The following is a 22,764-nucleotide window of genomic DNA, read 5'->3' on the forward strand; positions in this document are numbered from 1 at the left end:
CGCGGGGTGGAGCAGCCCGGTAGCTCGTCAGGCTCATAACCTGAAGGCCGCAGGTTCAAATCCTGCCCCCGCAACCAACACTAATTCTCCAGTGATATCAAATCCTTCCAAGTCAGCACCCGCTGGTTGGACATGCTTCGTTCCCCCAAGCCCCGCTCCACGCGGGGCCTTTTGCATTTTGACGCCCCCAGAACCAACCGGAAGCCCCAAGGCCAAGCGCAACAGGCTCGCCAAGGCACCATGAAGGTCGATCGACAAGCCCGATCCACCACCGGGGCTCTGCGGCGTCAGCACGATCTTGTCGATCAAAGCACGCAAGGTCTCCCACGAGGTCTCCATCTGATCCGTATCCGCAAGGCCGCGGATCAGATCCGCCACCGTCTCGCGGTAATGCGCCGCCATCCCCGGGTGCAATCGCACCGCATCCGGTTGTGCCATCGAGGACAGCTGTGCTTCCAGCTCCTTGCGGCGCGTATCGAGCCCGATCATCTTGTCCTTCACCTGATCCGCCGGGACCCCCGCGATGATCGCATCCACCAGTTTTGCGTGGTTGCGGATCACTTGGGCCAATTCCTTCTCCAAAGCGCCACGACCTTCCGTCGCCTTTGCGGCAAGCTTGTTGCGCTCGGCCGTATACTCCTCGCAGAAGAGCGCCACGGCCTCGGGATCCATGAGATGCTCGCTCAGGGCCTCCAGCACTGCGGACTCGAGATCCTTCTGCTTGATCAGGCGCATGTTCGTGCAGACCGCCGCGCCCTTGTTGCGTGCCGCAGAGCAGCCAAAGCTGTCCTTCGTCACCTTCGAAAACCCGGCGCCGCAGCAGCCACATTCCATCAATCCGGAAAACAACGTCCTCGGTCGGCGGCGATCCCAGATCGGCACATCCGTCTCCTTCGAGACCAGGGTGCCCTGGCGCTTGCGAACGGCCTGCCACAGCGCATCATCGATGATCCGCAGATGTGGCACCGGGATCTTCTCGACGATCTCGTCAGGGTTCTGGCGGGAGACCCTTTTGCCTGTCTCAGGGTCCTTGCTATAGGTCAGCTTGTTCCAGACGAGTTCACCGGCATAGAGCGCGTTGTTCAGAATCCCCGTGCCGCGTTCCCGGTTGCCGTGAAGCGTCGAGGCGCCCCAGGTTCCACCCCTTGGCCCGGGAATACGTTCAAGGTTCAGCCGCTCTGCAATCTTCTTCGGGGAGTGGCCTCGGGCATAGTCCTCGAAGATCCGCCGCACGACGGCGGCCTCTTGGGCATTGATCGCCCGATCGCCGTGCTCCATCTTGCCACCGACATCGACCCCGGGCAGCACGTCATAGCCAAAGGAATTGCCCCCGGCGCTCTTGCCCTTGCGCGCGCGTCCCTTCTGACCCCGAACCGTCTTCACCGCGATATCGCGCAGCTGGATCGCGTTCATCGTCCCCTTCATCCCGATCATCATCTGATCGACGCGGCCTTCCGTCAGCGTCCAGATCTTGACGTTGAGGTGTTCCATCAGCTCGTGAAACCGGGAAATGTCCGAAAGCTTCCGCGAAAGCCGATCCATCGCTTCCGAGAGCACGATGTCAAAACGCCCCGCCCGGGCATCGCGCTGCAGCTTCTCGATCCCTGGGCGAAACATCGAAGCCCCGGAGACAGCCCGGTCACTATAGACCTCGACGATCTCCCAACCCTGACGTGCCGCAAAGTCCCGGCACGAGTCCACCTGGTCCTCGATCGAAGCATCGCGCTGCTTGTCCGTCGAAAACCGCGCATAGATCACCACGCGAACGACCTGTGTCATCGTCTACCACTCCTCAGTTCTGTCTTTGTCTCAATGCCCTTCGCGGGCGTGGTCCAATCGAGCCAAATCACGTGCTAAAGCTCTTATGAACAGCCGCATCCGCTCGCGGTGTTCATCCGCCTCTGATGTTGCTTCCGGAGCTGACACCGGCAGGGCAGGGGCCGCAGCTTCTGCTGCACCCTCCCCCCGACCGACATGACTTCTCCGATCCCGCGACATTGCGAGTTGCTCCCTGCCATTGCCGGAAAACCGACACGGCGCTTCTGATTGTTGATCCGGGGCGCCAGGCTCTCGCCGCCGCCCATGGGATCAATATACCAGACCTGAGGCCCCTCCCGCCGCAGCTGTTTTGCCAACCTATTGCGAGCATTGTGGAAAACCCCCCAAGACTTCCGGAAAACTCACCGCAGGAAATTCTTTGACCAGATAAGTCCACCCCATACCTCATCCGCCCGTCTCCATCCCCGCAGCCCTGCCGTCAGAAAATCCGGAAAATCCAGATAACCCGCGCCGCATCGCCTTCGGCCTGACCAGCCTCCGCGACAGGGAAGAAAGTTCAAAAGGGAGAAAGCAGGAAAGTAAGAAATGTGCCGGCAAGGCGGCCGAAAAGAGGAAAAAGGGAAGAGGTGCCGCTTCGGGGAAAAGAGAGAAGAAACGGAAAAGGGGGGGGACGCGGAAGAAGATGATGAAAGACGGGAGGGAGAAGAAACAAAATCAAAGAAGGGGAACTTTGCAAACCCCCTCCCTCGGTCAGACCTCCTGACTTTGGTCTTGCACTTGCGAATGACCTACAAAGGCGTTCGACGCAGGTCATTGCAGCAAGCCCGACATGCCCACTCCGGCACTAACGTCGGTTGTCTGAAGACGGGACAAAAGTCGCGCCAAATCCGAACCCTCAATGCGGTGGTGACGGCAAAGCGCGGTTGCCAGGTCGATCAGAACCTCCCTGTGAATCTCCAGAAGCCGCCCTGCTTCGCATTCGGCGCGCGAGAGTTGCACCTCGATCTTCTGTCGAAGCATGGCGTCTTGCACGAGGCGGGAAACCCCGTGTTCCGCGTCTCCCAGCCAGACCCGCGAGCTGCCCAAGCCCCAGGAAATCTCTGCCGCAGTGGCGATCTGGGTGGCTTTGGCTAGATCACTGTCAGAGCCGCCTCCTGCGCCGGCACTGTACTCCCCCAGAACCAACTGTTCTGCGGCCCTTCCTCCCATCAGGCAGCACAGCGTCCCCATGACCCCATCGCGCGTGAGGGCCCGCGGATTGCCTTCCATGTCGATCCTGCCGCCACCAGAGCCGATCGCCAAAACCCGAGGGGCCGCTGTGCCCTTGATCGCAGCGACAATCGCATGCCCGGCTTCATGCAAGGCCACCCTCCAGTGCATCTCTGAAGGCAGAGGGGGCCTGATCATCTGGATCTCGGCTTCCAGATCCAGAACAGACAGAGCCCGCCGCGCAGCCCTTGCCTTCGATCGGGCCGCTCTCACTGCAGCCGCAACCTGGGCGCCGGACATATCGCCCGCCATATGGGCAAGGCCAACCAGATCGCCGGCGGGCAGGTCCTTGCCGAGATGCCAGCGAAAGACGTCCGGCATGAGGTCGGTGCCTGGGTTCTCAAGCCTGACAATCATGTCAAACCGGCCTGGGCGCCGGATCGCGGGGTCGATCTTTGCGAGATGGTTTGTCGCGCCGATGATGACGACACCCGCGCGTTCCGCAAAGCCATCCAACGCTTCGAGCAAGGCCCCGATGATGAAATCGGTCCACGCCGTATTCTGGTCGGGCGCACGATTGCGATCCCCGATCGCATCTAACTCGTCGATATACAGAATGGATGGAGCCGAACTTGCCGCGCGGGAAAAGGCGCTGCGCATGGCTTTGATCATGTCGCCCGAACGGGCGCTTTCCGCCGACCATTGGGCCAGGGAGGTTGCAATTGTCTCGAAGCCTGCCTCTTGGGCAAGCAACCGCGCAATCTCCGTTTTTCCTGTGCCGGGCGGACCCACCAGAAGGATCCCGCGCGTCACTTCAGACCAGGGAATCTCACCGCTTTGCCAGGCCTGCATATCCTGGATCATCAGCTGAAGGGTCGATTTGACCGCAGGCGGCAGGGGGAAATCCATCAATCCGGGACCCTTCGAAGCCTTCGGAGAGAGGCGCCGTGAGATGAGGTCCAGCGCCTCACCGGAGGTGGCGGCTCGAAAGGCCATGCTCAGATCTTCGGGTTCAAGGCGCCCGACACGCATGCCTGATGGGAGTTTGATTGCATCGGCCAATGGAAAACCGAGGTGCAGAGCCAAACTCAACATCTCCTCATCCATGGCCGCCAGTTCGATTGAGGTTGTGTCCAGCCCTTTGATCGCCTTCGATAGACCCGCATGGACGCTTCCGACGAGGATGATGGGACGGCCGCGCTGGATCGCGTCGCGCAAGGTGTCGCCGAGGCCTCCGAAGATCTTGCTTTGGTCCTCGCCACCGAGCCTCACCGTCTCCGAGACGCAGGCGATGTAGGGTTTGACGTCAGCCTCCCCCATCAGGTCCCGGTCGACGGCAATACCAAGGATGCGTGCGATCACAGGATCAAGCCGTGGCGCATTCGTGAGGATCAAGCTGATCCCTGACCTGTCGGCACAGAGATTGTTCAAGCGCAGCCTTGTCTGCAGGCTTTTGGCGATCCGCAGGACCGAGATCAGGACCTCTGCACGTGGCCTCAAGACAAGGTCCTCCGCGGGGATGAACGCGGGGCGATGACCTGCCCGATCCTCGTCTTCGAGTTCCCGGTCAAGTTCCGCAAAGATATCATCCAACTCCTCGGCGGAGGTTGGATGCGCAGTGGGTTTTGCGGAGGCCGAGGGCGCTACCCTCGACACCGGAGTCGCATCGATGAATGCGAAATCGCGGCCAGAGGCCCTGGCGAGACGGGCCAACAGATCATCGGCAAGAACATGCCAGTCCGTAACCGGCAACCCATGTTTGGCCATAAGCGAAAGAAGGGAAATGGTCATGCGGGATTCTCCTCGAAATAGGGGGACGGCCGCCTAACGGCGGTTTGAGGCATGGAGGTTTTGGGGATGCGTCAGGCGGCGGGCTCAAGCTCGTCGAGCAATTGGTTGATCAGGGGCAAGGCAGCCTGATAGTACAACTCCGACCGCACGCGGATTTGCCCCTGGAACAGGCGTTGGGGTAGCAGGGCATCGGGCATCTCGGTGGCGATGCGCTTATGCAGGGCTTTCTCTGTCCGGATTGCCGTTGCCCCAGTCTGCATTTCCACGACCCGGAGCAGCTTTCCCGTCGTTTCCACGCCTGACAGGAGCTGGTAGGTCAGCCGCGATTGCGGGTCCCGCGAAAATCCAAGTTTGATTGCGCTCACGTTGCCTTTGAGCTCGAACTGCATCACGTAAAGGGCACTTCGTGAAGCTGGCCACGCCGTTCCACAGGTGCTGCAGCCGAACCTTCCGGATTGCATGTTGGCCATGGCTACGGACTGTTCGGCCCCACAGCTTTGATGTCGGTACAGCCTATAGTTGATCCGATCCTCAGTATCAGGACCGATCAAATCCCAGCCACGTGCCTCCGCCGTCGTTCGATGCTCTTCGGCGAGACAAGTCTCGCATCGAACACCGGCTTCGCCACGTGCTGTTCGCTGCACGAGGTCAAACTCCCGGCGGATCACGTGGCCGCATGCCGCGAGGAAGAACGCGTGCTGACGGTTGTCAGGGTCGCGCCGCAACAGCTGCAAGCCCGCCGCCTTCGCTGCATTCCGGTGCTTGCCCGCAAGACAGGATTTGCAGGTCGGTTGACAGTGCAGAACAACGGAATGCCTCGCCCGGACAATCTCAAAGCAGCTGAGGCATCGCAGGGCATAGTATCCGTTCTTTTTCAATCGGCCAATCGCCGAGAAACCCTTGAGTCTGGCGGCTGCAACCACCCTCTCATTCATGGGGTTGCCGCTGAAGTCCAGCTCTCCAACGAGGCTTTCCTGGGGGTGGTCTAGGCAAAACTTTTCCTTGGGCATACGAATACCCTTTCATTTCATCTGGCTTTCTTGCGGGGATTCAGGCGGTCTAGCGTCGACCGATCTCAGAGCGAGGGTGCGATCTCATCGGGAACTGCGCGTTCCAAGCTGATGGCTTCGGGGAGGTAGTCCTCAAAGGAGAGCAGCCTGGCGATCTGAAAGCGAAACATCTGCAAAGACTTCGCCGCGCCAAGGCCATAACCGGTGATCGCGGTGGGGGGCCGAGGGGAAGCGTCGGCAACAAAGCAGTCGTGGAGGCGCCGGTAAACCTTCGGATCGGTCGTAAGCATCATGGTCTCGAAGGCCTTTCCCAAGGTCGCGAGATAGACATCCGTTGGCTTGATCGCTGGCGCATAACGAACAAACCTTGCCGCAGTGATCGCCGCCGTCCGGGCTGCTTCGGCATCACGGAACCAATCGTCAAAGGCGATATCCGCAAATGGGGCGCAGTCCAGGTCCGTCTCAGCGAGACAAAGGTCCTCCAAACGTGCCGTCAGGTCGACGAAGGCGCGCTCTGCCGTCGTGGCGACGTCTTCCTTCGGGAGGGGATGCAGCGGCATTTCAGCAAGGCAATCAAGTTGAATGGTCATTTGGTTCTCCAGAGCAATGAGGCTTAACGTTTGACGTTCAGCGCGTTATGTTTAAAACATAACCACAGCGACCGCTGGAGTCAATCATGGAGCATAAAAAAAGATGTTTGAAACATGATAAGTATCGCTCAGATTAAGGCTGCAAGGTTATTCTTGGGCTGGGAACAGGCGGAACTTGCTGAAAAATCAGGAATTTCTTTGCCAACCATTCAGAGAATCGAGAATCCGAAATTCGGCCCAGGAAGGTCCCGACTTGAAATCGTTGAGCGCCTCATGAGCACGCTTGAGCTCGGGGGGGTGGAGTTTATCCGAGCGGAAGACGGGAAAGGAGAGGGGCTCCGGCTTCGGACGCCGCCCTCAGAGCGGATAATTCCCGAAAGCTGATTCGTCATCGGTACGGGGTAGTTCGGTGGATTAAAATGAAGCCCATGCGACCACGAACAACTCCGATTGAGATCACGGTCAAGCCGACTTCATCGACGTGATCGGCCCAAAGCTGCCAATCAGGAGAACCGGAAGCCTTGCGGGCTGTTTTCCCAAAGCAGGCTTTCGGTCATACGGCGCTACACGACGGGTGCCAGCCTTCTTGCACGCCGGGCCTCCGGATCAACCCACCGCCACGAGGATGGCCCCGCCTGCGATCAGTGCCACGCCCGCCCAGGCGGCGAGTGACAGGCTTTCGCCCAGGAAGGCCACCGCGATCAGGGCGACCATCATCACGCTCAGCTTGTCGATCGGCGCGACCTGGGACGCATTGCCGAGGTGAAGCGCCCGGAAATAGCAGAGCCAGGACAGTCCGGTCGCGCAGCCCGACAGGATCAGGAACACCCAGGTCCTTGCAGGAATTTTCGTCGGGTCCTGCCAGTGACCCGTTGCCAAGACGATCCCCCCGGCGATCAAAAGGATGACCAATGTCCGCACGAAGGTTGCGAAATCGGAGTTCACATTCTGGATGCCGATCTTGGCAAATATCGCGGTCAGAGCGGCAAAGGTTGCGGAAAGCAGTGCCCAGGTTTGCCATGTGGCGAAGATTTTCATGCGCGCTCCATAGGCGAGGTTCCGTGATACAGCAGCACGAAGGGGCGGGCCCTGCAACAAGGTTTGTCCGCGACGCCAAGGCCAAGGCAGCTCCGGGCACCCACCCGAAGCTGCAGGCCGGATCGGGACCGCTCCGGCTCACTCGGCCGGGGTCGCGGCCGTGCCGGTCTTGCGCCGCATCGCAACCCCGACGAGGCCCATCATCAGCGCCAGGCAGACCAGCGAAGCGTTCAGGGTGCCGAGGTCGAGGCCGCCCTTGGCCAGGGGTTTCGTCAGAAGATCGCCGAAGGTCGCGCCGAAGGGCCGGGTGAAGACGAAGGCCACCCAGAAGAGCGCCACCTCGTTCATCAGGTGCCGGTAGTGCAGGACCAGGACCGCGCCGATCACCGCAGTGCAGACCAGGGCGGCCAGCATGTAGCCCAGCCCCGCATTGTCGACGAGGAAATCGCCATAGGCCGTGCCCAAGCTGTTGGAGAACAGCACGGCGACCCAGAACAGCATCTCGACGCCGCGCGTGCGGATCGCAGCGATGGACAGGCTGCCCGCGCGGCGGTGCCAGATGAAGAGGCTGGCCAAAAGCCCCGCAAGCAGGAGGACCGAACCCGCCGCATAGCCCAAGCCCAGGGTGCGATCCATCAGGTCGGAGATCTCGGTGCCCGCCATGGTCGTGCCGGTGATCGCGGCCCAGAAGATGGCCGGATGGAAGGTCTTTGCTGCCAGTTGCAGCGTCAGCAGCGCGGCAAGGATCGCCCCGGTGATGGCAAGCCCCGCGACATAGCCAAGGCCCAGCGTCTGGGCGAGGAAGTCGCCCGCCGTCTCGCCAAGCGTCGTGGCGAGGATCTTCAGCGCCCAGAAGGCGGCGGTCACCTGGGCAATCTTGGAAACGGCGGCGGAGGCCCGCGTCGGAGAAACAGAAATCATCTTGGCTTCCTTTTTTAGGGGAGGGCGCCCCTGCGCGGGCGCCCTCCGGTCTGTAACGCCCCTGTTCAGGTGCGGTTGCGCGCTTGCAGGGTCATCGTGGCGACGGTCGCGGCGATGATGGCCAGGAAAGCTGCCGAGGTGACCAAGGTGCCAAGGCCCAGGCCGCCGAACTCGGCCGGTTGGGACAGGAAATCGCCCACCGAAGCGCCCAGCGGCCGGGTGAAGATATAGCAGAGCCAGAAGGCCCAGATCGCATCCAGCTTCAGGACGTAGTAGCCGAAGGTCAGGCTGGCTATGATCGCGCCGAACAGCGCCCCGGTCGCCATGAAGCCTGCGCCGAACCGCTCGGCCACGAGGTCACCCGCCGCCGTTCCCAAAGCAAAGGTGAAGAGGATCGCGGCCCAGTAGAAAAGTTCACGCCTTGTGGTGAAGACCTCGTGGATCGACAAGGTGCGCTCGGAGGCGAACCACAGCGCGAAAGTGCCTGCCAGCACCAGCGCGAAGCCGATCGTCGAGGCAATCAGCGGCACGCCCATCGCATCGGTCATGTTGTCGGTGATCAGCGTGCCCACGACCGAGATCATGACCACGGCGGCCCAATAGGGCGCAGGGCGATAGGCGCGCTGGCCGAACTGCCAGACCAGCATGGCCAGAAGAACGACCGTCATCAGGATCGTCGTGGCCCCAAGGCCCAGGCCCAGGTTGATGGCCAGGAAATCCGCCGCTGTCTCGCCCATGGTCACGGCGGTCAGCTTGATCAGCCAGAAGGCGGGCGTGACCTCGGGGACCCGGTTTGCGGGGGCGACGAGGGGCATTTCGGGGGTGAGGGTAAAGGCCATCGGGGTCATCCTTGCAACAGGGCCAGCGCCTCGGCGGCGAAGGCATTGGAATGGGCGTCGTCATCGGCATTGCAGCGCTCCAGCGCCTTGGCTTGCAGCGCCACGGCCTCGGGGGTGGTCTTGGCGACCAGCGCCGCGGCCAGGGCCTTGGTCAGGGTCTCGCAGGGGAGGTTGTGGCCATTGACGTCGGTGACGGCGATGCCCTTGATGTATTGCACCCCGCCGCCCGTGGCCTGGGCCGTGCCCTGAAGCGCGGCGAGAAGCCCGGTCACGGCTTGGTCGACCGCCGCAGCATCGGGGCTGCCCGCCCGCAGCGCGTGGAACAGCGTGTCACAGGCGCTGTCGACCACACCCCAGGCTGCGCCGTCCTTGGCTTGCAGCGCGGCGGCGTTCTGGTCCCACAGGGCTTCCAGGTCGGTGGCGCGCTTCTCGGCAGCCACCAAGTCGCCCTTGGCCGCGATGGCCTGGACGTCGGAGGCAATGGCCGCATAGGCCGAAAGGTCGCCAAGCCCTGCCACACTGGCTTCAGTCGTGGCGGCGGCGGGCGTGGAAAGGTGCGTCTCGATCAGCACGAAGCCCAGGACGGGCAAGGCTATGAGTGCGGTGGACAGGATCAGGTTGCGCATGGGCTCCTCGGGTTTGGCACGGCTTGGCGCCGCATGACCCCCTTCTGAGCCGGGCTTTCCCGCGCCTCATGGCCAAGAGCTTACAGTTTCGTAAGATCCTGCCTTACAAATCGGTAAGGCCTCGGACAGGTTCGGCCGGGGACCGTGCCGCAAGGGTTGCGGTGGCAGGCCCGGTGCGGGTGGTGCTATAGACGACCGGTGCTGCCGGGACAAAGATCAGGGGCTGACATGAAGATCCTTCTGGCCGAAGACGATGCCGAAACTGCCGCCTGGCTCGCCCGGGGCTTGGGCGGCGAAGGTCATGCCGTCGATGCGCTTCCCGATGGGCGCGAGGCGCTGACCCAGGCGATGATCGGGACCTATGACCTGCTGATTCTCGACCGCATGATGCCAGGGCTGGACGGGCTTTCGGTGCTGAAATCCCTGCGGGCCGCGCAAATCGCCACGCCTGTGATCCTCTTGACGGCGATGGGCGCGGTCGAGGACCGGGTGGCGGGGCTGCGCGCCGGGGCCGATGACTACATGGTCAAGCCCTTTGCCATGGCCGAGCTTCTGGCGCGCATCGACACGATCGCCCGCCGCCCCGCCCTGCGGGCCGAGGTCACCGAACTGGTGGCGGGCGATTTGCGGCTGGACCTCATGAAGCGCGAGGCCTGGCGCGAGGGGCAGGCGATCGACCTGCAACCCCGCGAGTTCCTGCTGTTGAAACACTTCATGGAGCGTCCGGGTCGGGTGCAAACCCGCACTATCCTCCTGGAAGCCGTCTGGGGATTGCATTTCGACCCCAAGACCTCGGTGGTTGAAACCCATATCAGCCGGCTGCGCTCCAAGATCGACAAGCCCTTCGCCAAACCCTACCTGACCACGCTGCATGGCGTGGGCTACGTGTTCCAGCCATGATCTCGTCCTCGATGCGCTTTGCCCTGGCCATCTCGGCGGTCTTTGCGTTGGCGGCGGTGGTTGCTGGTGGCATGTCCTATATCCTTCAGGCCCAGGACCTGCAAAAGCGGCTCGAACAGGACGTGGCCCATACGGCGCAAAGCCTTGCCAGCACACAGGACCCGCAGGATCTGGCCGAACTGATCGCGGCGATTGCCGCAACACCGGACCGCGCGGTGGTGGTGGAATGGCAAGGTGCGGACGGCACGCGGCTTGGCAATATCCAAAACCCCACACGCTTCGAGGGTGCGCGCAATATCAGCGCTTCCGGCGAAGGTCCCGACGGCTACGTGGCCTTCGGGATTCAACTTGGTTCGGGTTGGCTGATGGTCGGCCGTGACGATGCCTGGATCACCGAAAGCCGTGAGGTCCTGTTGCAGACCACCGCCTGGGGGCTTGGGGCGGCGCTGGTTCTGTCGGTGGCTTTGGCCTTGGCGGTGGCCCGGCGCAATGAGGCAAGGATCGCCCATATGCAGGATGTGCTTCTGGCCGTCCGCGCCGGAAACCACGCGGCCCGCATCGGTGCCAGGGGCAGCGATGACCTTGACCGGGTGGCGCAAGAGGTGGATCAGACCTTAGACAGGCTAGAAGCCGGGATGGCCGCGATCCGCCAGGTCTCGACCGATGTGGCCCATGACCTGCGCGCGCCCCTCTCGCGCCTGCGGCTGCGGCTGGAACCGCTGCCCGGACCCGAAATCGCCCGAGCTGTGGAAGAGATTGACTCCATCTCGGCCACCTTCGACGCCATCCTGCGGCTGTCCCGGCTGCAATCGCGCACCGTTCCTCTGGAGGCTTTCCCGCAAGATCTTGCTGCGCTCATGGTCGAGGTGGCCGAGCTGTTCGAACCTGATACCGGTCACAAGCTGACCCTAAGCCTGCCGAAGGACCGAGTCATTGCCCCCGTCGACCGCGAGCTGATCCTGCAGGCCTTGGTCAACCTGGTTCAGAACGCCCTGACCCATACGCCCCCCTGCGAGATCACCCTTTCCTTGCGGACCGAAGGAGACAGCGCCGTCCTTGCCGTCTCCGACCAAGGTCCTGGCATCCCCGAGGCCGACCGCGCCCGCGTGCTGCAACGCTTCGTGCGCCTCGATGGCAGTCGCTCCTCTGCCGGGACTGGTCTGGGCCTTGCCATGGTCGAGGCCATCGCATCTTGTCATGATGGCTCGGTCCGGCTGGACGACAACAATCCCGGCCTGAAGGTCGAGATCAGGCTGCCGCTTCCGGCCGGGTGAAGCGCATGGCCTGCCGAGGGCCATGGTGTAGCGCCCCAGACCGAAAAGTTCCTCCAGCCGAAGACGGTGATACGGAAGTTACGCAGAACCGCACCTCGAAGGGCTGCTTTGCCAGGTGTTCCGTGCCCGAAGGCAAAGCAAGCGACCGACCGCTCTCCGCCCTTTCCAACTTCAAGAAACGTCATAATCCATATCCCTCCTCATTCGACATATCGATGCGGGGTTCTTGATCGCGCAGTTCTGGCCGGGGCAGATAGGATCCGGGCCCCGAGGCTTGACCGAGCGAGATCAATGTCACGTGGCTCTTCATCGCGGGGTTCAGATGATCCAGGACTTCTCCCAGATTGCTGACGGTCATCTCTCCTGTGGGATTTCGACCGCCGGTTGGCAGGCGGCCTGAGGACATCAGACTGCCCCGGATTCGTCCTACCTCGGGCGCGGTGCGGTCAACCACCGCAAATTCGTAGCCGCAGATCCGGCCGTCGTCTCGATGGGCGAGGAGGACGACGGTCTCGGTCAGGTTAACCAGATCGCCGAGAACGACTTTGCCCTGTGGTCCGCGGGCGATGAGAGGGCCGATCAGTCTATCAATGATGTCAAACTCCAGGGTTGGGTGATTCATCTGTGGGTTTCGATGCCGCAAGGCGCCCAGAAGGGCCCCCGTCTCTTCTTTCGCATCTCGCGCGTGCAAGCGGATCGCAGCCGGGCGAAGGTCTGTCGTCTCGATGGCATTCTTGCGCATCGCGCCTTCCAGGGCTCGGCTCACGAGACGGCGCCGGTCCGGCCTCAAGTCACGGAGGAGGGGCTCGATTTTCTCTGCGACGCCATCGACCGTGGCCACGAGCAGGTCGCGGATTTCCTGGCGCTTTCTGCGATCCTCGATGTTCGTCTGAGCTTGCCGTGATCTCTTCAAGAGGACGTCCTGCCGGTCGTAGGTCAGACAGTAGGGAGGCGCGGCGGGTATCTCGCCTGGCTCTTCGCCGACGAGACCTCTTTCCTTTGCGATTGCGCTGATTCTAGTGCCAAGGGACCTGTCACCCGACCATGTAACCTTGTTCCAGCCCCTTTGCTGCGCCATCAGAACGGCAGCCAGGCATTTCAGGAGCGGCGATCCTTCGCCGCCGACATGAATCTTCCCGTCTTGATCGCGGATCCATCCGCCGCCTGAAAGGGAAAGATGTGCCGTCTGTGCGGTCATCTTGAGGCTCGAGACATGATCCGTGACAAAGGGATGTGCGGTCAGCATCCGGTGCAGGCGGCTCGGCAGGTCCTTTGCGAACCACTTCAGTGCGAGGAGGCGCCTTGCAGCTTCGGATGGCGTGCCTTCAAGCACGAGGTCTGCCTTCGGCATCGGCGGCATCGGCCTTGGATCTGCTGCGGCCGCAAAATCACCGAGGCGTTTCGCCAATCGCGGAAAACTGAGATCGGGTGCAAGGTGACTGGCGCAGGTCCAGTCATCGGTCCTGTCTATGCCGATTACGGCACCGCGCCTGGTGCGGCGGAAGACCAGGCCCCAGTCCGCCAGCCCTGCATGCAGAGATGCCCAATCCGTCGCCGTTCGGCAGAGCCCCACGATTCTCTCGATGATCCTCTTGGGCAGTCGGAGTTGAAGCGGCAGGTATCCAGAGCCCCGGCTGAAATCATGATCGCATTGCCGGGGCTGGCTGCCGGTCATGCGCCTGATCTTCTTGAGCGCCCAATACGCGGCAGCCTTGTGTTGAAGAGCGACCCTAGGCGTTGGCCCGGATCCGTCGATGATGGCATCGAACCGGCCATTGTCCGGCGACCATCCCTGTTTCACTTCGATCTCCCTGCAGGCGAGCTCAAGGGTTTTGAAGCTTTCCCAGAGATTTAGGAGTCTGCCCGAAACTGGGTGAACACGGCTGAACAGAATGTGGACATGGATGTTCTTGGTGTCGTCATGAATTCCATAAATCGCTTCATGTCCCTGCGCGCCGAGCCGTTCCAAAGCGTGGTCCGCTGCCGCGAAAATCTCTCTGGTCGTAGGCTTTTCTCCTTCGCGCCAAGAGAGCATCACATGAACGAAAGCAGTTTTTGGATTGTGGCGGTGATGTTTGCAGGTCGCCACCATCTGTTCCGGGCCGTTTGAAAAATCGCCCCCGATCCAGCGGCAGTCCGTCGCAAAGGCCTTTTGCCCTACATATCGGCCCCTTGCGGCAAGGCCGTGGCCTCGCGTGTCCTTCCAGGACTGTCGGATCATCTTCGGTATCATGATGGACCTGCATCAATATCGCGGATCATTGCACCGAGGGCCTCGCGCTGATCCCGATCGTTCAATAGAGACAAGAGCTTGAAGCACGTACCACGCAATGCGATCAACGTCTGGCGTTGCTGCCACGCGTGCATCTCTGCGCCCAGCGGATCGTCCAGGATTTGCGAGATCAGGATGCGTGCCATGCGACCGGGCGAGATCGCACCAGCCTCGTTGGCCATGTTGCTCAGCTGAATGAACTTCTCATCGTTCAGCCGAAGGGCGATCAGATGGACCGCCCTCCGCTTTTCCGAGCGTGCTTTCGGTGCGGCCTCGTCCTTCATCAGACTGTCCCAGAGGCAGGACCCTGCGGAGTGCCGTTCGTGGAGGCGGCCTTCTTCTTGGGCGCGTCGGAATGCTCCTGTTCCAAGATGCGGAGATATGTTTGGATGGTTGAAGGGCGAAGATCGATGCCAACTTCGCGCAGGATCTCGACGATCTGACTTATCGTCACGCCGCGCCTCAACGCAGCACGCAAGACCTTTTCGACAGCTGAAATCGCGTCAATTCCGTGGAGCGGGCGATCGGGGTCAGGCTCTGCTTTGCGGATCAGATCGGCGAGAATCTTCGTCGAGCTTGCGGCAATTTTCGTGCGCGGCTTTGGCGTGGACGTCTTTGCCACTTTGGGATTTTCTGGATTTTCCATGAGGATCACCTTTTTGGTTGCAGGTGACACTTAAGATGAACAAGAAAATCGTTTTGGGAACAGTCCTCCTTTCGCAATCCACAAAAATGCGACCGGGTGGGTGGGATCACGGCGGCTGGTGATCCAAGTGCTGCCGGAATGCCATGCGTGACGTGCCTAGGGAGGCGATGCTTGTAAATCCCTTTGCCAGTGCTGCGTCCGGCTAGGTCGATCTTCTGCAGGGTATTTCGGCGGTTAACCGCAGGGTGTCAGGCTGCCAGCTGTTTTCTTTTTGATGCATGTTCACTACGTTACCCTTCATGAAGCGATGTCGCGTGAAGCAAGACCTTCTTGCCGGGTTGGCACAGAAAGCCTGAGAAGGTCGGGTCATCACGGGTCGATCGGTCAGACTGCAACGAGAACAAAGAAGATTTTGAAGGTCGCGATGGCAACGAGCAAACCTGAACGGGACATTGAAGAAGCCCTCGTCGCGAAGCTTACGGCGCTCAAGTATGAATATCGCCCGGACATCTGCGATCGTGCAACCCTTGAGGCAAATTTTAGGGCGAAGTTTGAACAGCTGAATCGGGTCACGCTAACGGATAGCGAGTTTCAGCGTCTTCTGGAGACCATCGTCACGCCGGACGTCTTCACGGCTGCAAGAACTTTGCGTGAACGGAACAACTTCACCCGCGACGATGGCACGCCGCTCAACTTCACGCTCGTGAACATCAAGGACTGGTGCAAGAACTCCTATGAGGTGGTGAACCAACTCCGCATCAATACGGACAACAGCCACCACCGGTATGACGTCATCCTTTTGATCAACGGCGTTCCTGTCGTTCAGATCGAACTGAAGACGCTCGGCATCAACCCGCGCCGTGCCATGGAGCAGATCGTCGACTACAAGAACGATCCAGGGAATGGTTATTCCAAGACGATCTTGTGCTTCCTTCAGCTCTTCATCGTCAGCAACCGCGACAGGACCTTCTACTTCGCGAACAACAATGCGCGCCATTTCGCGTTCAATGCCGAGGAGCGCTTTCTTCCGGTCTACGAGTTCGCCGATGCCGACAACAGGAAGATCGTTCACCTCGACAGTTTCGCCGAAACGTTCCTCGTCAAATGCACTCTCGGCCAAACCCTCAGCCGATACATGGTCCTTGTCGCAAGCGAGCAGAAGCTTCTGATGATGAGGCCGTACCAAGTCTACGCGGTGAAGGCGATTGTCGACTCCATCGCCCAGGATTGCGGCAATGGATATGTTTGGCACACGACCGGAAGCGGCAAGACGCTTACGTCGTTCAAGGCTTCGACCTTGCTCAAGGACAATCCCGACATCGAGAAATGTCTCTTCGTTGTGGATAGAAAGGATCTGGACCGCCAGACCCGTGAGGAGTTCAACAAGTTCCAGGAAGGATGTGTCGAGGAAAACACCAACACGGCTTCGCTGGTGCGCCGCCTGGTCTCGGATGACTATTCGGACAAGGTCATCGTCTGTACGATCCAAAAACTTGGCCTGGCGCTGGACGAAAACAGCAAGCGCAACAAGCAGCAGAAGAAAGACGGCAAGAAAAGCTTCAAAGAGCAGCTGGAGCCCCTTCGCGACAAGCGGATCGCGATCATCTTTGACGAATGCCATCGCTCGCAGTTTGGCGAAAACCACAAGGCCATCAAGGAGTTCTTTCCGCGCGCCCAGTTGTTCGGCTTCACAGGGACGCCCATCTTCGAGCAGAATGCGGCCCAGCAGAAGATCGAAGACACTCTGGGCAGCATGAAGACAACGGAAGACCTGTTCCAGCAGCGCCTTCACACCTACACGATCACCCACGCCATCGAGGACGGCAACGTTCTCCGGTTCCATGTCGACTATTTCAAACCGCAAGGCAAAGCCCAGCCCAAGCCCGGTGAACCCCTGGCCAAGAGGGCGGTGATTGAGGCGATCCTTGCCAAGCACGACCAGGCCACGGGTCAGCGTCGGTTCAACGCCCTCCTCGCCACGTCATCGATCAATGACGCCATCGAGTATCACGCCCTCTTCAAGACCTTGCAGGCCGAAAAGCTCGCCGCTGATCCCGACTTCAGGCCGCTGAACATCGCATGCGTCTTCTCGCCGCCTGCCGAAGGTGATCCGGACGTGAAGCAGATCCAGGAAGATCTGCCGCAGGAAAAGGAAGACAACACGGTCGAGCCGGAAAAGAAAAAGGAGGCCCTGAAAGCCATCCTCGCCGACTACAACGCCCATTATGGCACCAACCACAAGATCGGCGAATTCGACCTCTACTATCAGGATGTGCAAAAGCGCATCAAAGATCAGCAATGGCCGGATGCCGACCTCAGAAAGGCCTACCCCAACCAGCTGAACCACAAGATCGACATCACGATCGTGGTCGACATGCTTTTGACCGGCTTTGACTCCAAGTTCCTGAACACCCTTTACGTCGACAAGAACCTGAAGCACCACGGCCTGATCCAGGCCTTCTCGCGCACGAACCGCGTGCTGAACGCCACCAAGCCTTATGGAAACATCCTGGATTTCCGCCAGCAACAAGACGCGGTGGATGCCGCCATCGCCCTCTTCTCGGGCGAGGCCGCCGCAGAAAAGGCCCGCGAGATCTGGCTGGTCGACAAGGCGCCCGTGGTCATCGAGAAACTTGAAGCCGCCGTGCAGAAGCTTGACGCCTTCATGAAGTCCCAGGGCCTCGACTGCGCGCCCCATGAGGTGCCACGGCTAAGAGGCGATGCCGCCCATGCGGTCTTCATCGAGCGGTTCAAGGAAGTTCAGCGCCTCAAGACCCAGCTTGATCAATACACCGACCTCACGCCCGAAAACACCGAAACGATCGAGAAGATCTTGCCGGTCGACGATCTGCGCGGCTTCCGGGGGGCCTATCTCGAGTCGGCTCAGCGCCTGCGGAGCAAGCAGGACAAGAGCGCCGAGAAGCCTGCCCCAGACGTCGACCAGTTGGACTTTGAGTTCGTCCTCTTTGCCTCGGCCGTCATCGACTATGACTACATCATGGGCCTGATTGCCCGCTATTCCGATGCGACCCCCGGCAAGCACAAGATGAGCCGCGAAGAGCTGATCGGCCTCATCCAGTCGGACGCCAAGTTCATGGATGAACGCGAGGACATCGCGGCTTATATCAACACCCTGAAGGCGGGGGAGGGGCTCGACGAAAAGGCCATTCGCGAGGGCTACAGCCGGTTCAAGGCCGAGAAGAATGCGACGGAGTTGGCGGGCATCGCGGGAACCCACGGGTTGGCCATCGAGGCGCTGCAAGGCTTCGTCGATACGATCCTGCAACGCATGATCTTTGACGGCGAAGCACTGACCGACCTGATGGAACCTCTTGGGCTGAACTGGAAGGCACGGCGGGTGAAGGAACTGGACCTGATGGCCGACCTGGTGCCGATGCTGTTGAAGCGAGCCGGTGGGCGCGAGATTTCGGGGCTGAGCGCATATGAGCAGTAAGGGGAAATCATCCACCGAGGCGGGCGGTGCATCTGGATTGGTGCCGAAGCTGCGGTTTCCGGAGTTCCAGGAATCCCCAGCATGGGAAGCTGTGAGCCTGCGAAAAGCATCGGTTCCGGTTGATGAACGTGTCGGCGAAAGGAAGCTCACCCCTGTCAGCATTTCTGCCGGCATCGGCTTTGTGCCTCAGGCCGAGAAGTTCGGACGTGATATCTCAGGAAACCAGTATCAGCTCTACACGTTGGTTCGGGATGGTGACTTCGTCTTCAACAAGGGAAACTCGCTGAAATTTCCTCAAGGTTGCATCTACCTGTTGCAAGGTTGGGGTCAGGTGGCAGCCCCGAACGTGTTCATCGCCTTCCGCCTTAAGGATGGATATTCGAACAGCTTCTTCCAGAACTGCTTTGAGCAGAACCAGCATGGAAGACAGCTTAAGAAGCACATCACAAGCGGCGCGCGCAGCAATGGCTTGCTGAACATCAGCAAGGAAACATTCTTCGACGTTGAGATCCCAGTACCCGGCCCATCTGAACAACAAAAGATCGCCGACTGCCTGGACTCGGCGGATGCTCTGATCGCCGCGCAGGGGCGGAAGGTGGAGGCGCTGAAGGCCCACAAGAAGGGCCTGATGCAGCAGCTCTTCCCCCGGCCAGAGCGCATCGAAAATGGTCTCAAGATACCCGCCGAGACCCAACCTCGCCTCCGCTTCCCGGAATTCAAGGGCTCAGGGGCGTGGAGAGAAGCGAAGCTGCAAACAGCGTGCAACATGCAAGCCGGAAAGTTCGTGGCTGCGTCTGAGATCCAGGAGCGCAGTGGCTCGGGGCTATTCCCCTGTTACGGTGGCAACGGCCTTCGTGGCTACACCGTCACTTCCACACATTCCGGCAGATACCCTCTGATTGGGCGACAGGGTGCGCTTTGCGGGAACGTGAGATTTGCCGAGGGAAAGTTCCACGCGACAGAACATGCCGTGGTCGCCAGTCCCAAAGAGGGGATCCTTGTTGATTGGCTGTTCTACGTTCTCAATCACTTGGACCTGAACCAATACGCGACAGGCCAGGCTCAGCCGGGCTTGTCGGTCGATGTGTTAAACAGCGTGACGATCTCTATCTCACCGTATGAAGACGAGCAGCAACGTATCGCCGACTGCCTTACCTCCCTCGAAGATCTGATCACCGCAGAGGCCCAAAAGCTCGACACCCTCAAGACCCACAAGAAAGGCTTGATGCAAATGCTTTTCCCGTCCTTTGCTGAGATTGACTCGTGAATCATAGTGAAATCGCTGCCGCCATCCGCGACGCAAAAGAAAACATCGTCTTGGTCTACGCCTTCAACGCAACAGGCAAGACGCGGCTCTCGGTTGCCTACAAGGACGAAACGAAGGGAGAGGACGGCGCGCATGCAGGTGTCTATTACAATGCCTACAGCGAGGATCTGTTCGTTTGGCAGAACGATTCCGAGAATGACGGTGCGCCCATCCGGCTGGAAATCCGGAAGTGCAGTCTGAACAAGTTCCACAGTTCCCTGAACGAAGTTGGTATCCGCGAGAAACTGAACCGCTTCAAGCCTGGTTACCAGTTTGAGTTCATCCTCCACGACAACCCGGAGGATGGCATCGAGGCGGTCTCCTTCTTTCAGGAAGTGCCAGACCCCGAAGACGCCAGCAACGTCTCAAAAGTCGCTTACAAGATCTCGCGCGGTGAAGAGCGGATCTTCGTCTGGTGCTTCTTCCTTGCGCTCTTCGAGGTCGAAGGCTGGGCCGACCAGCAAGCCTCCCACTTCTTCATCGATGATCCCGTTTCCAGTCTGGATGATCACAACATCTTCATCACGGCGACAACGCTGTTCGATCTGATCGAGGACCACTTCGAGAAGCGCAAGATCATCATCACCACGCATCATCTCGGCTTCTTTGCGATCCTCGCGGACTGGCTAAAAAAGGGCGAGAAGTCCAGCAAGTTCAAGAATAAGGCAAAGGTTTGCATCCTAAGCGCAAAGCATGGAGAGCTCTCTTTAGAGAACTCGGAAAAGGACGTTTTGCTATATCATTTGCGCCTTCTGCAGCTGCTTGAGCAGGCCTGGGCGGCGAACGAGGTCATGGCCTTTCACTTCGCTCTGTTGCGGCAGGTTCTGGAAAATGTGGCCTCTTTCCTGGGCGTGGGTCAGTTTGGCTACGTGCTCAGAGAAATAGGTGTCGACGATCCCGACGAGGTGGCGCGGGTGATCAACACGCTTTCTCACAAGAAGGTCTATTATTTTGAGGGCGACGTCCTCAAGAAGGATCCCAGAGAGCTTTTCGACAAGGTTTTCTTGGGCTTGAAGAAAAAGTATAACTTTGTTCTCCATGCGCCCGCACCTGTCGCGGCGCCTGCCGTAGAGGAGGCTGAAACGCCATGAACGATCAAACCCAAAAGGAACTGGGCAAGACGCTCTGGAACATCGCCGACACTCTCCGCGGTTCCATGAATGCGGACGATTTCCGCGACTACATGCTCTCATTCCTGTTCTTGCGTTATCTCTCTGGCAACTACGAGGCCGCGGCAAAGCGGGAGCTGGGGAGCGATTACATCGACATGCCGGATGTCCTTGAGCGCCTCGGCGCGAGAACACCGCTCCAGGCATGGTACGATGCGAACCCTGAAGACGTGGCCGAGTTCGAGAAGCAGATGCGCCGCAAGGTGCATTACGTGATCCAACCGCCCTACCTGTGGAACAACATCGCTGACCTGGCTCGTCGTCAGAGTGATGAGCTTCTGCTGACCCTTTATGAGGGCTTCAAATACATCGAGAATGAGTCTTTCCAGAGCACGTTCGGTGGACTGTTTTCGGAGATCAACCTCTATTCAGAAAAGCTGGGAAAGACCCAGACTGAAAAGAACAAGAAGCTCTGTGCCATCATCTCCGAGATCGCCAGGGGGCTTGCTGAGCTCTCTGCCGATGCCGATGATCTTGGAAATGCCTACGAATACCTGATCGGGCAGTTCGCTGCCGGCTCAGGTAAGAAGGCAGGGGAGTTCTACACTCCGCAACAGGTATCAGACATCTTGTCGGCCATCGTGACCTTGGACAGCCAAGAGCCTAAAACAGGCAAAAAGGAACGCCTGGCAAGCGTTCTGGACTTCGCTTGCGGCTCGGGATCGCTCTTGCTCAACATTCGCAAACGCATGGGCCCGCACGGCATCGGCAAAATCTTCGGCCAGGAAAGCAACATCACGACCTACAACCTTGCGCGCATGAACATGTTGCTGCACGGCGTCAAGGACACCGAGTTCGAGATTTTCCATGGCGATACCCTGGCCAATGACTGGGATATCCTGCGTGAACTGAACCCCGCCAAGAAGCCCTCGTTCGACGCCATCGTAGCCAATCCGCCCTTCAGCCTCCGTTGGGAGCCGACCGAAGCGATGGGCGAGGACGTGAGGTTCAAGAACTATGGTTTGGCGCCGAAATCCGCTGCCGATTTCGCATTCCTGCTGCACGGGTTTCACTACCTGAAGGACGAGGGCGTGATGGCCATCATCCTCCCGCATGGGGTCCTCTTTAGGGGAGGCGCAGAAGAAAAGATCCGCACCAAGCTGCTAAAGGATGGTCACATCGATACCGTCATCGGTCTGCCAGCGAACTTGTTCTACTCGACGGGGATCCCGGTTTGCATCCTTGTCCTGAAGAAGTGCAAGAAGCCTGACGACGTGCTCTTCATCAATGCTGCGGAGCATTTCGTGAAGAGCAAGCGTCAGAACCAACTTGGGGATGGCAAAGACGGGGCCCCCGATCACATCGGTAAGATTATTTCGACCTACCGGTTCCGCACAGAGGAGGAGCGCTATTCCAAGCGGGTCACGTTGGATCGGATCGCCGAAGAGGGCTATAATCTCAACATTTCTCGTTACATAAGCACTGCCGTGGGTGAAGAGGAGATCGACTTGTCTGAGAATTGGGGTAAACTTAATGACCTTGAAAAGGAAATCTCCGAGGCGAAGATGAAGCACGACGCGTTCCTCAGAGACCTGGGGCTCCCTACTTTGCCCTAAGGGAAGGCTTCGTCCTAGCTTGTGAGGCTTCGTCGTTGGAGAGTGTCGGCGGTCAAATTGGTCGGATCGGTCTTGGGCTGAGCGATCTGAAGATGAGTGTGGCGAACGGATGGAATGAAACAGTGTCCAATTCTCGCCCCCGCAACCAGTTTTGTCGAACCAGCCGCGCCACAAGCGCGGCTTTGTTCATTTTGGCCCCCAAGTGACAGCAAGCCAGCCAGTTCCCCGACAAGTTCAAGAACGACCTTTCCCTCAACAGGGATCAGCCGGATCGATGTCAACAGGTGGTAATCCCCCCCATTCTTAAGGGGCTGGATAAGTAGAATTTTCTCGCCAAGATGAACGAGGAGATTCCGAATGAAGACAAGCAGATACACTGAGGCG

Annotated in this window: 19 protein-coding genes and 1 tRNA gene; 8 read left to right on the plus strand and 12 right to left on the minus strand. The window is 59.7% G+C overall.

Translation table 11 applies throughout. The annotated features are described in order from the left end of the window. Positions 1 to 77 (plus strand) — tRNA-Met (locus NX862_RS19080). Here the strand turns inward: NX862_RS19080 and NX862_RS19085 are convergent. The 4 genes from NX862_RS19085 to NX862_RS19100 all read right to left on the minus strand — a co-directional run bounded on the left by NX862_RS19085 (position 34) and on the right by NX862_RS19100 (position 6,379). After that, positions 34 to 1,779, minus strand: coding sequence for a recombinase family protein (locus NX862_RS19085; RefSeq protein WP_264495542.1), 1,746 nt, complete (start codon positions 1,777 to 1,779; stop codon positions 34 to 36). The genes NX862_RS19080 and NX862_RS19085 overlap by 44 nt on opposite strands. An 810-nt stretch (positions 1,780 to 2,589) precedes the next feature. Further along, on the minus strand, positions 2,590 to 4,779 hold the full coding sequence (locus tag NX862_RS19090) for an AAA family ATPase (protein WP_264495524.1): 2,190 nt from the start codon (positions 4,777 to 4,779) through the stop codon (positions 2,590 to 2,592). Positions 4,780 to 4,850: 71 nt separating this feature from the next. Beyond that, a complete protein-coding gene (locus NX862_RS19095; protein ID WP_264495525.1) occupies positions 4,851 to 5,789 on the minus strand; it encodes a GIY-YIG nuclease family protein in 939 nt (312 codons plus the stop codon). 65 nt (positions 5,790 to 5,854) lie between these two features. Then, positions 5,855 to 6,379 carry a hypothetical protein gene (locus tag NX862_RS19100; protein ID WP_264495526.1) on the minus strand — a complete coding sequence of 175 codons (525 nt, stop codon included), beginning with the start codon at positions 6,377 to 6,379 and terminating at the stop codon, positions 5,855 to 5,857. Positions 6,380 to 6,493: 114 nt separating this feature from the next. On the opposite strand from NX862_RS19100, the gene NX862_RS19105 reads away from it, so the two are divergent. Next, complete coding sequence (locus NX862_RS19105) at positions 6,494 to 6,763, plus strand: helix-turn-helix domain-containing protein (RefSeq protein ID WP_264495527.1); 270 nt, start codon at positions 6,494 to 6,496, stop codon at positions 6,761 to 6,763. Positions 6,764 to 6,985: 222 nt separating this feature from the next. On the opposite strand, the gene NX862_RS19110 is transcribed toward NX862_RS19105, so the two are convergent. The 4 genes from NX862_RS19110 to NX862_RS19125 form a co-directional block, all read right to left on the minus strand. After that, positions 6,986 to 7,417, minus strand: a complete 432-nt coding sequence (locus NX862_RS19110) for an EamA family transporter (RefSeq protein ID WP_264495528.1) — start codon at positions 7,415 to 7,417, stop codon at positions 6,986 to 6,988. 138 nt (positions 7,418 to 7,555) lie between these two features. Continuing rightward, entirely contained in the window at positions 7,556 to 8,338 is a 783-nt protein-coding gene (locus tag NX862_RS19115; protein ID WP_264495529.1) for a COG4705 family protein, read from the minus strand. 65 nt (positions 8,339 to 8,403) lie between these two features. Beyond that, positions 8,404 to 9,177: a COG4705 family protein gene (locus NX862_RS19120; protein ID WP_264495530.1), complete on the minus strand. Its 774-nt coding sequence runs from the start codon at positions 9,175 to 9,177 to the stop codon at positions 8,404 to 8,406. Between the two features lie 5 nt (positions 9,178 to 9,182). Beyond that, on the minus strand, positions 9,183 to 9,803 hold the full coding sequence (locus tag NX862_RS19125; protein ID WP_264495531.1) for a hypothetical protein: 621 nt from the start codon (positions 9,801 to 9,803) through the stop codon (positions 9,183 to 9,185). A 228-nt stretch (positions 9,804 to 10,031) separates the two neighbouring features. On the opposite strand from NX862_RS19125, the gene NX862_RS19130 reads away from it, so the two are divergent. After that, the gene (locus NX862_RS19130) at positions 10,032 to 10,703 is read left to right on the plus strand and encodes a response regulator transcription factor (protein WP_264495532.1); all 672 of its coding nucleotides are present in this window, start codon (positions 10,032 to 10,034) and stop codon (positions 10,701 to 10,703) included. Next, positions 10,700 to 11,977, plus strand: coding sequence for a sensor histidine kinase (locus tag NX862_RS19135; protein WP_264495533.1), 1,278 nt, complete (start codon positions 10,700 to 10,702; stop codon positions 11,975 to 11,977). Before NX862_RS19130 ends, NX862_RS19135 begins: the two co-directional genes overlap by 4 nt. A 181-nt stretch (positions 11,978 to 12,158) precedes the next feature. Here the strand turns inward: NX862_RS19135 and NX862_RS19140 are convergent, their stop codons facing one another. From NX862_RS19140 to NX862_RS19150, 3 genes are read right to left on the minus strand one after another with little or no spacing between them, the layout of a single operon-like run. Continuing rightward, positions 12,159 to 14,198, minus strand: coding sequence for a relaxase/mobilization nuclease domain-containing protein (locus NX862_RS19140; RefSeq protein WP_264495534.1), 2,040 nt, complete (start codon positions 14,196 to 14,198; stop codon positions 12,159 to 12,161). An 8-nt stretch (positions 14,199 to 14,206) separates the two neighbouring features. Then, a complete protein-coding gene (locus NX862_RS19145) occupies positions 14,207 to 14,533 on the minus strand; it encodes a hypothetical protein (RefSeq protein WP_264495535.1) in 327 nt (108 codons plus the stop codon). Beyond that, a complete protein-coding gene (locus NX862_RS19150) occupies positions 14,533 to 14,895 on the minus strand; it encodes a hypothetical protein (protein ID WP_264495536.1) in 363 nt (120 codons plus the stop codon). Before NX862_RS19150 ends, NX862_RS19145 begins: the two co-directional genes overlap by 1 nt. Before the next feature lie 307 nt (positions 14,896 to 15,202). On the opposite strand from NX862_RS19150, the gene NX862_RS19155 reads away from it, so the two are divergent. The 4 genes from NX862_RS19155 to NX862_RS19170 are packed head-to-tail and all read left to right on the plus strand — an operon-like array spanning position 15,203 to position 22,380. Beyond that, on the plus strand, positions 15,203 to 18,349 hold the full coding sequence (locus tag NX862_RS19155) for a type I restriction endonuclease subunit R (RefSeq protein WP_264495537.1): 3,147 nt from the start codon (positions 15,203 to 15,205) through the stop codon (positions 18,347 to 18,349). After that, a complete protein-coding gene (locus NX862_RS19160) occupies positions 18,339 to 19,616 on the plus strand; it encodes a restriction endonuclease subunit S (protein WP_264495538.1) in 1,278 nt (425 codons plus the stop codon). The genes NX862_RS19155 and NX862_RS19160 overlap by 11 nt, the downstream gene beginning before the upstream one ends. Then, positions 19,613 to 20,746: an AAA family ATPase gene (locus NX862_RS19165; RefSeq protein ID WP_264495539.1), complete on the plus strand. Its 1,134-nt coding sequence runs from the start codon at positions 19,613 to 19,615 to the stop codon at positions 20,744 to 20,746. Before NX862_RS19160 ends, NX862_RS19165 begins: the two co-directional genes overlap by 4 nt. Further along, a complete protein-coding gene (locus tag NX862_RS19170; RefSeq protein ID WP_264495540.1) occupies positions 20,743 to 22,380 on the plus strand; it encodes a type I restriction-modification system subunit M in 1,638 nt (545 codons plus the stop codon). The genes NX862_RS19165 and NX862_RS19170 overlap by 4 nt, the downstream gene beginning before the upstream one ends. A gap of 14 nt (positions 22,381 to 22,394) precedes the next feature. Here NX862_RS19170 and NX862_RS19175 read toward each other — a convergent pair. Continuing rightward, the coding region (locus NX862_RS19175) for a hypothetical protein (RefSeq protein WP_264495541.1) at positions 22,395 to 22,764 on the minus strand (370 nt) is incomplete at its 5' end.

The organism is Stagnihabitans lacustris, assembly GCF_025950525.1.
GTDB lineage: Bacteria > Pseudomonadota > Alphaproteobacteria > Rhodobacterales > Rhodobacteraceae > Stagnihabitans.

Bases quoted from the DNA above. Each gene is read 5' to 3' on its own strand.
- NX862_RS19120 (WP_264495530.1), bottom strand. From the start codon at position 9,177: ATGGCCTTTACCCTCACCCCCGAAATGCCCCTCGTCGCCCCCGCAAAC.
- NX862_RS19130 (WP_264495532.1), top strand. From the start codon at position 10,032: ATGAAGATCCTTCTGGCCGAAGACGATGCCGAAACTGCCGCCTGGCTC.
- NX862_RS19160 (WP_264495538.1), top strand. From the start codon at position 18,339: ATGAGCAGTAAGGGGAAATCATCCACCGAGGCGGGCGGTGCATCTGGA.
- NX862_RS19115 (WP_264495529.1), bottom strand. From the start codon at position 8,338: ATGATTTCTGTTTCTCCGACGCGGGCCTCCGCCGCCGTTTCCAAGATT.
- NX862_RS19150 (WP_264495536.1), bottom strand. From the start codon at position 14,895: ATGGAAAATCCAGAAAATCCCAAAGTGGCAAAGACGTCCACGCCAAAG.
- NX862_RS19100 (WP_264495526.1), bottom strand. From the start codon at position 6,379: ATGACCATTCAACTTGATTGCCTTGCTGAAATGCCGCTGCATCCCCTC.
- NX862_RS19085 (WP_264495542.1), bottom strand. From the start codon at position 1,779: ATGACACAGGTCGTTCGCGTGGTGATCTATGCGCGGTTTTCGACGGAC.
- NX862_RS19170 (WP_264495540.1), top strand. From the start codon at position 20,743: ATGAACGATCAAACCCAAAAGGAACTGGGCAAGACGCTCTGGAACATC.
- NX862_RS19145 (WP_264495535.1), bottom strand. From the start codon at position 14,533: ATGAAGGACGAGGCCGCACCGAAAGCACGCTCGGAAAAGCGGAGGGCG.
- NX862_RS19155 (WP_264495537.1), top strand. From the start codon at position 15,203: ATGTCGCGTGAAGCAAGACCTTCTTGCCGGGTTGGCACAGAAAGCCTG.
- NX862_RS19135 (WP_264495533.1), top strand. From the start codon at position 10,700: ATGATCTCGTCCTCGATGCGCTTTGCCCTGGCCATCTCGGCGGTCTTT.
- NX862_RS19110 (WP_264495528.1), bottom strand. From the start codon at position 7,417: ATGAAAATCTTCGCCACATGGCAAACCTGGGCACTGCTTTCCGCAACC.
- NX862_RS19090 (WP_264495524.1), bottom strand. From the start codon at position 4,779: ATGACCATTTCCCTTCTTTCGCTTATGGCCAAACATGGGTTGCCGGTT.
- NX862_RS19140 (WP_264495534.1), bottom strand. From the start codon at position 14,198: ATGATCCGACAGTCCTGGAAGGACACGCGAGGCCACGGCCTTGCCGCA.
- NX862_RS19105 (WP_264495527.1), top strand. From the start codon at position 6,494: ATGATAAGTATCGCTCAGATTAAGGCTGCAAGGTTATTCTTGGGCTGG.
- NX862_RS19125 (WP_264495531.1), bottom strand. From the start codon at position 9,803: ATGCGCAACCTGATCCTGTCCACCGCACTCATAGCCTTGCCCGTCCTG.
- NX862_RS19095 (WP_264495525.1), bottom strand. From the start codon at position 5,789: ATGCCCAAGGAAAAGTTTTGCCTAGACCACCCCCAGGAAAGCCTCGTT.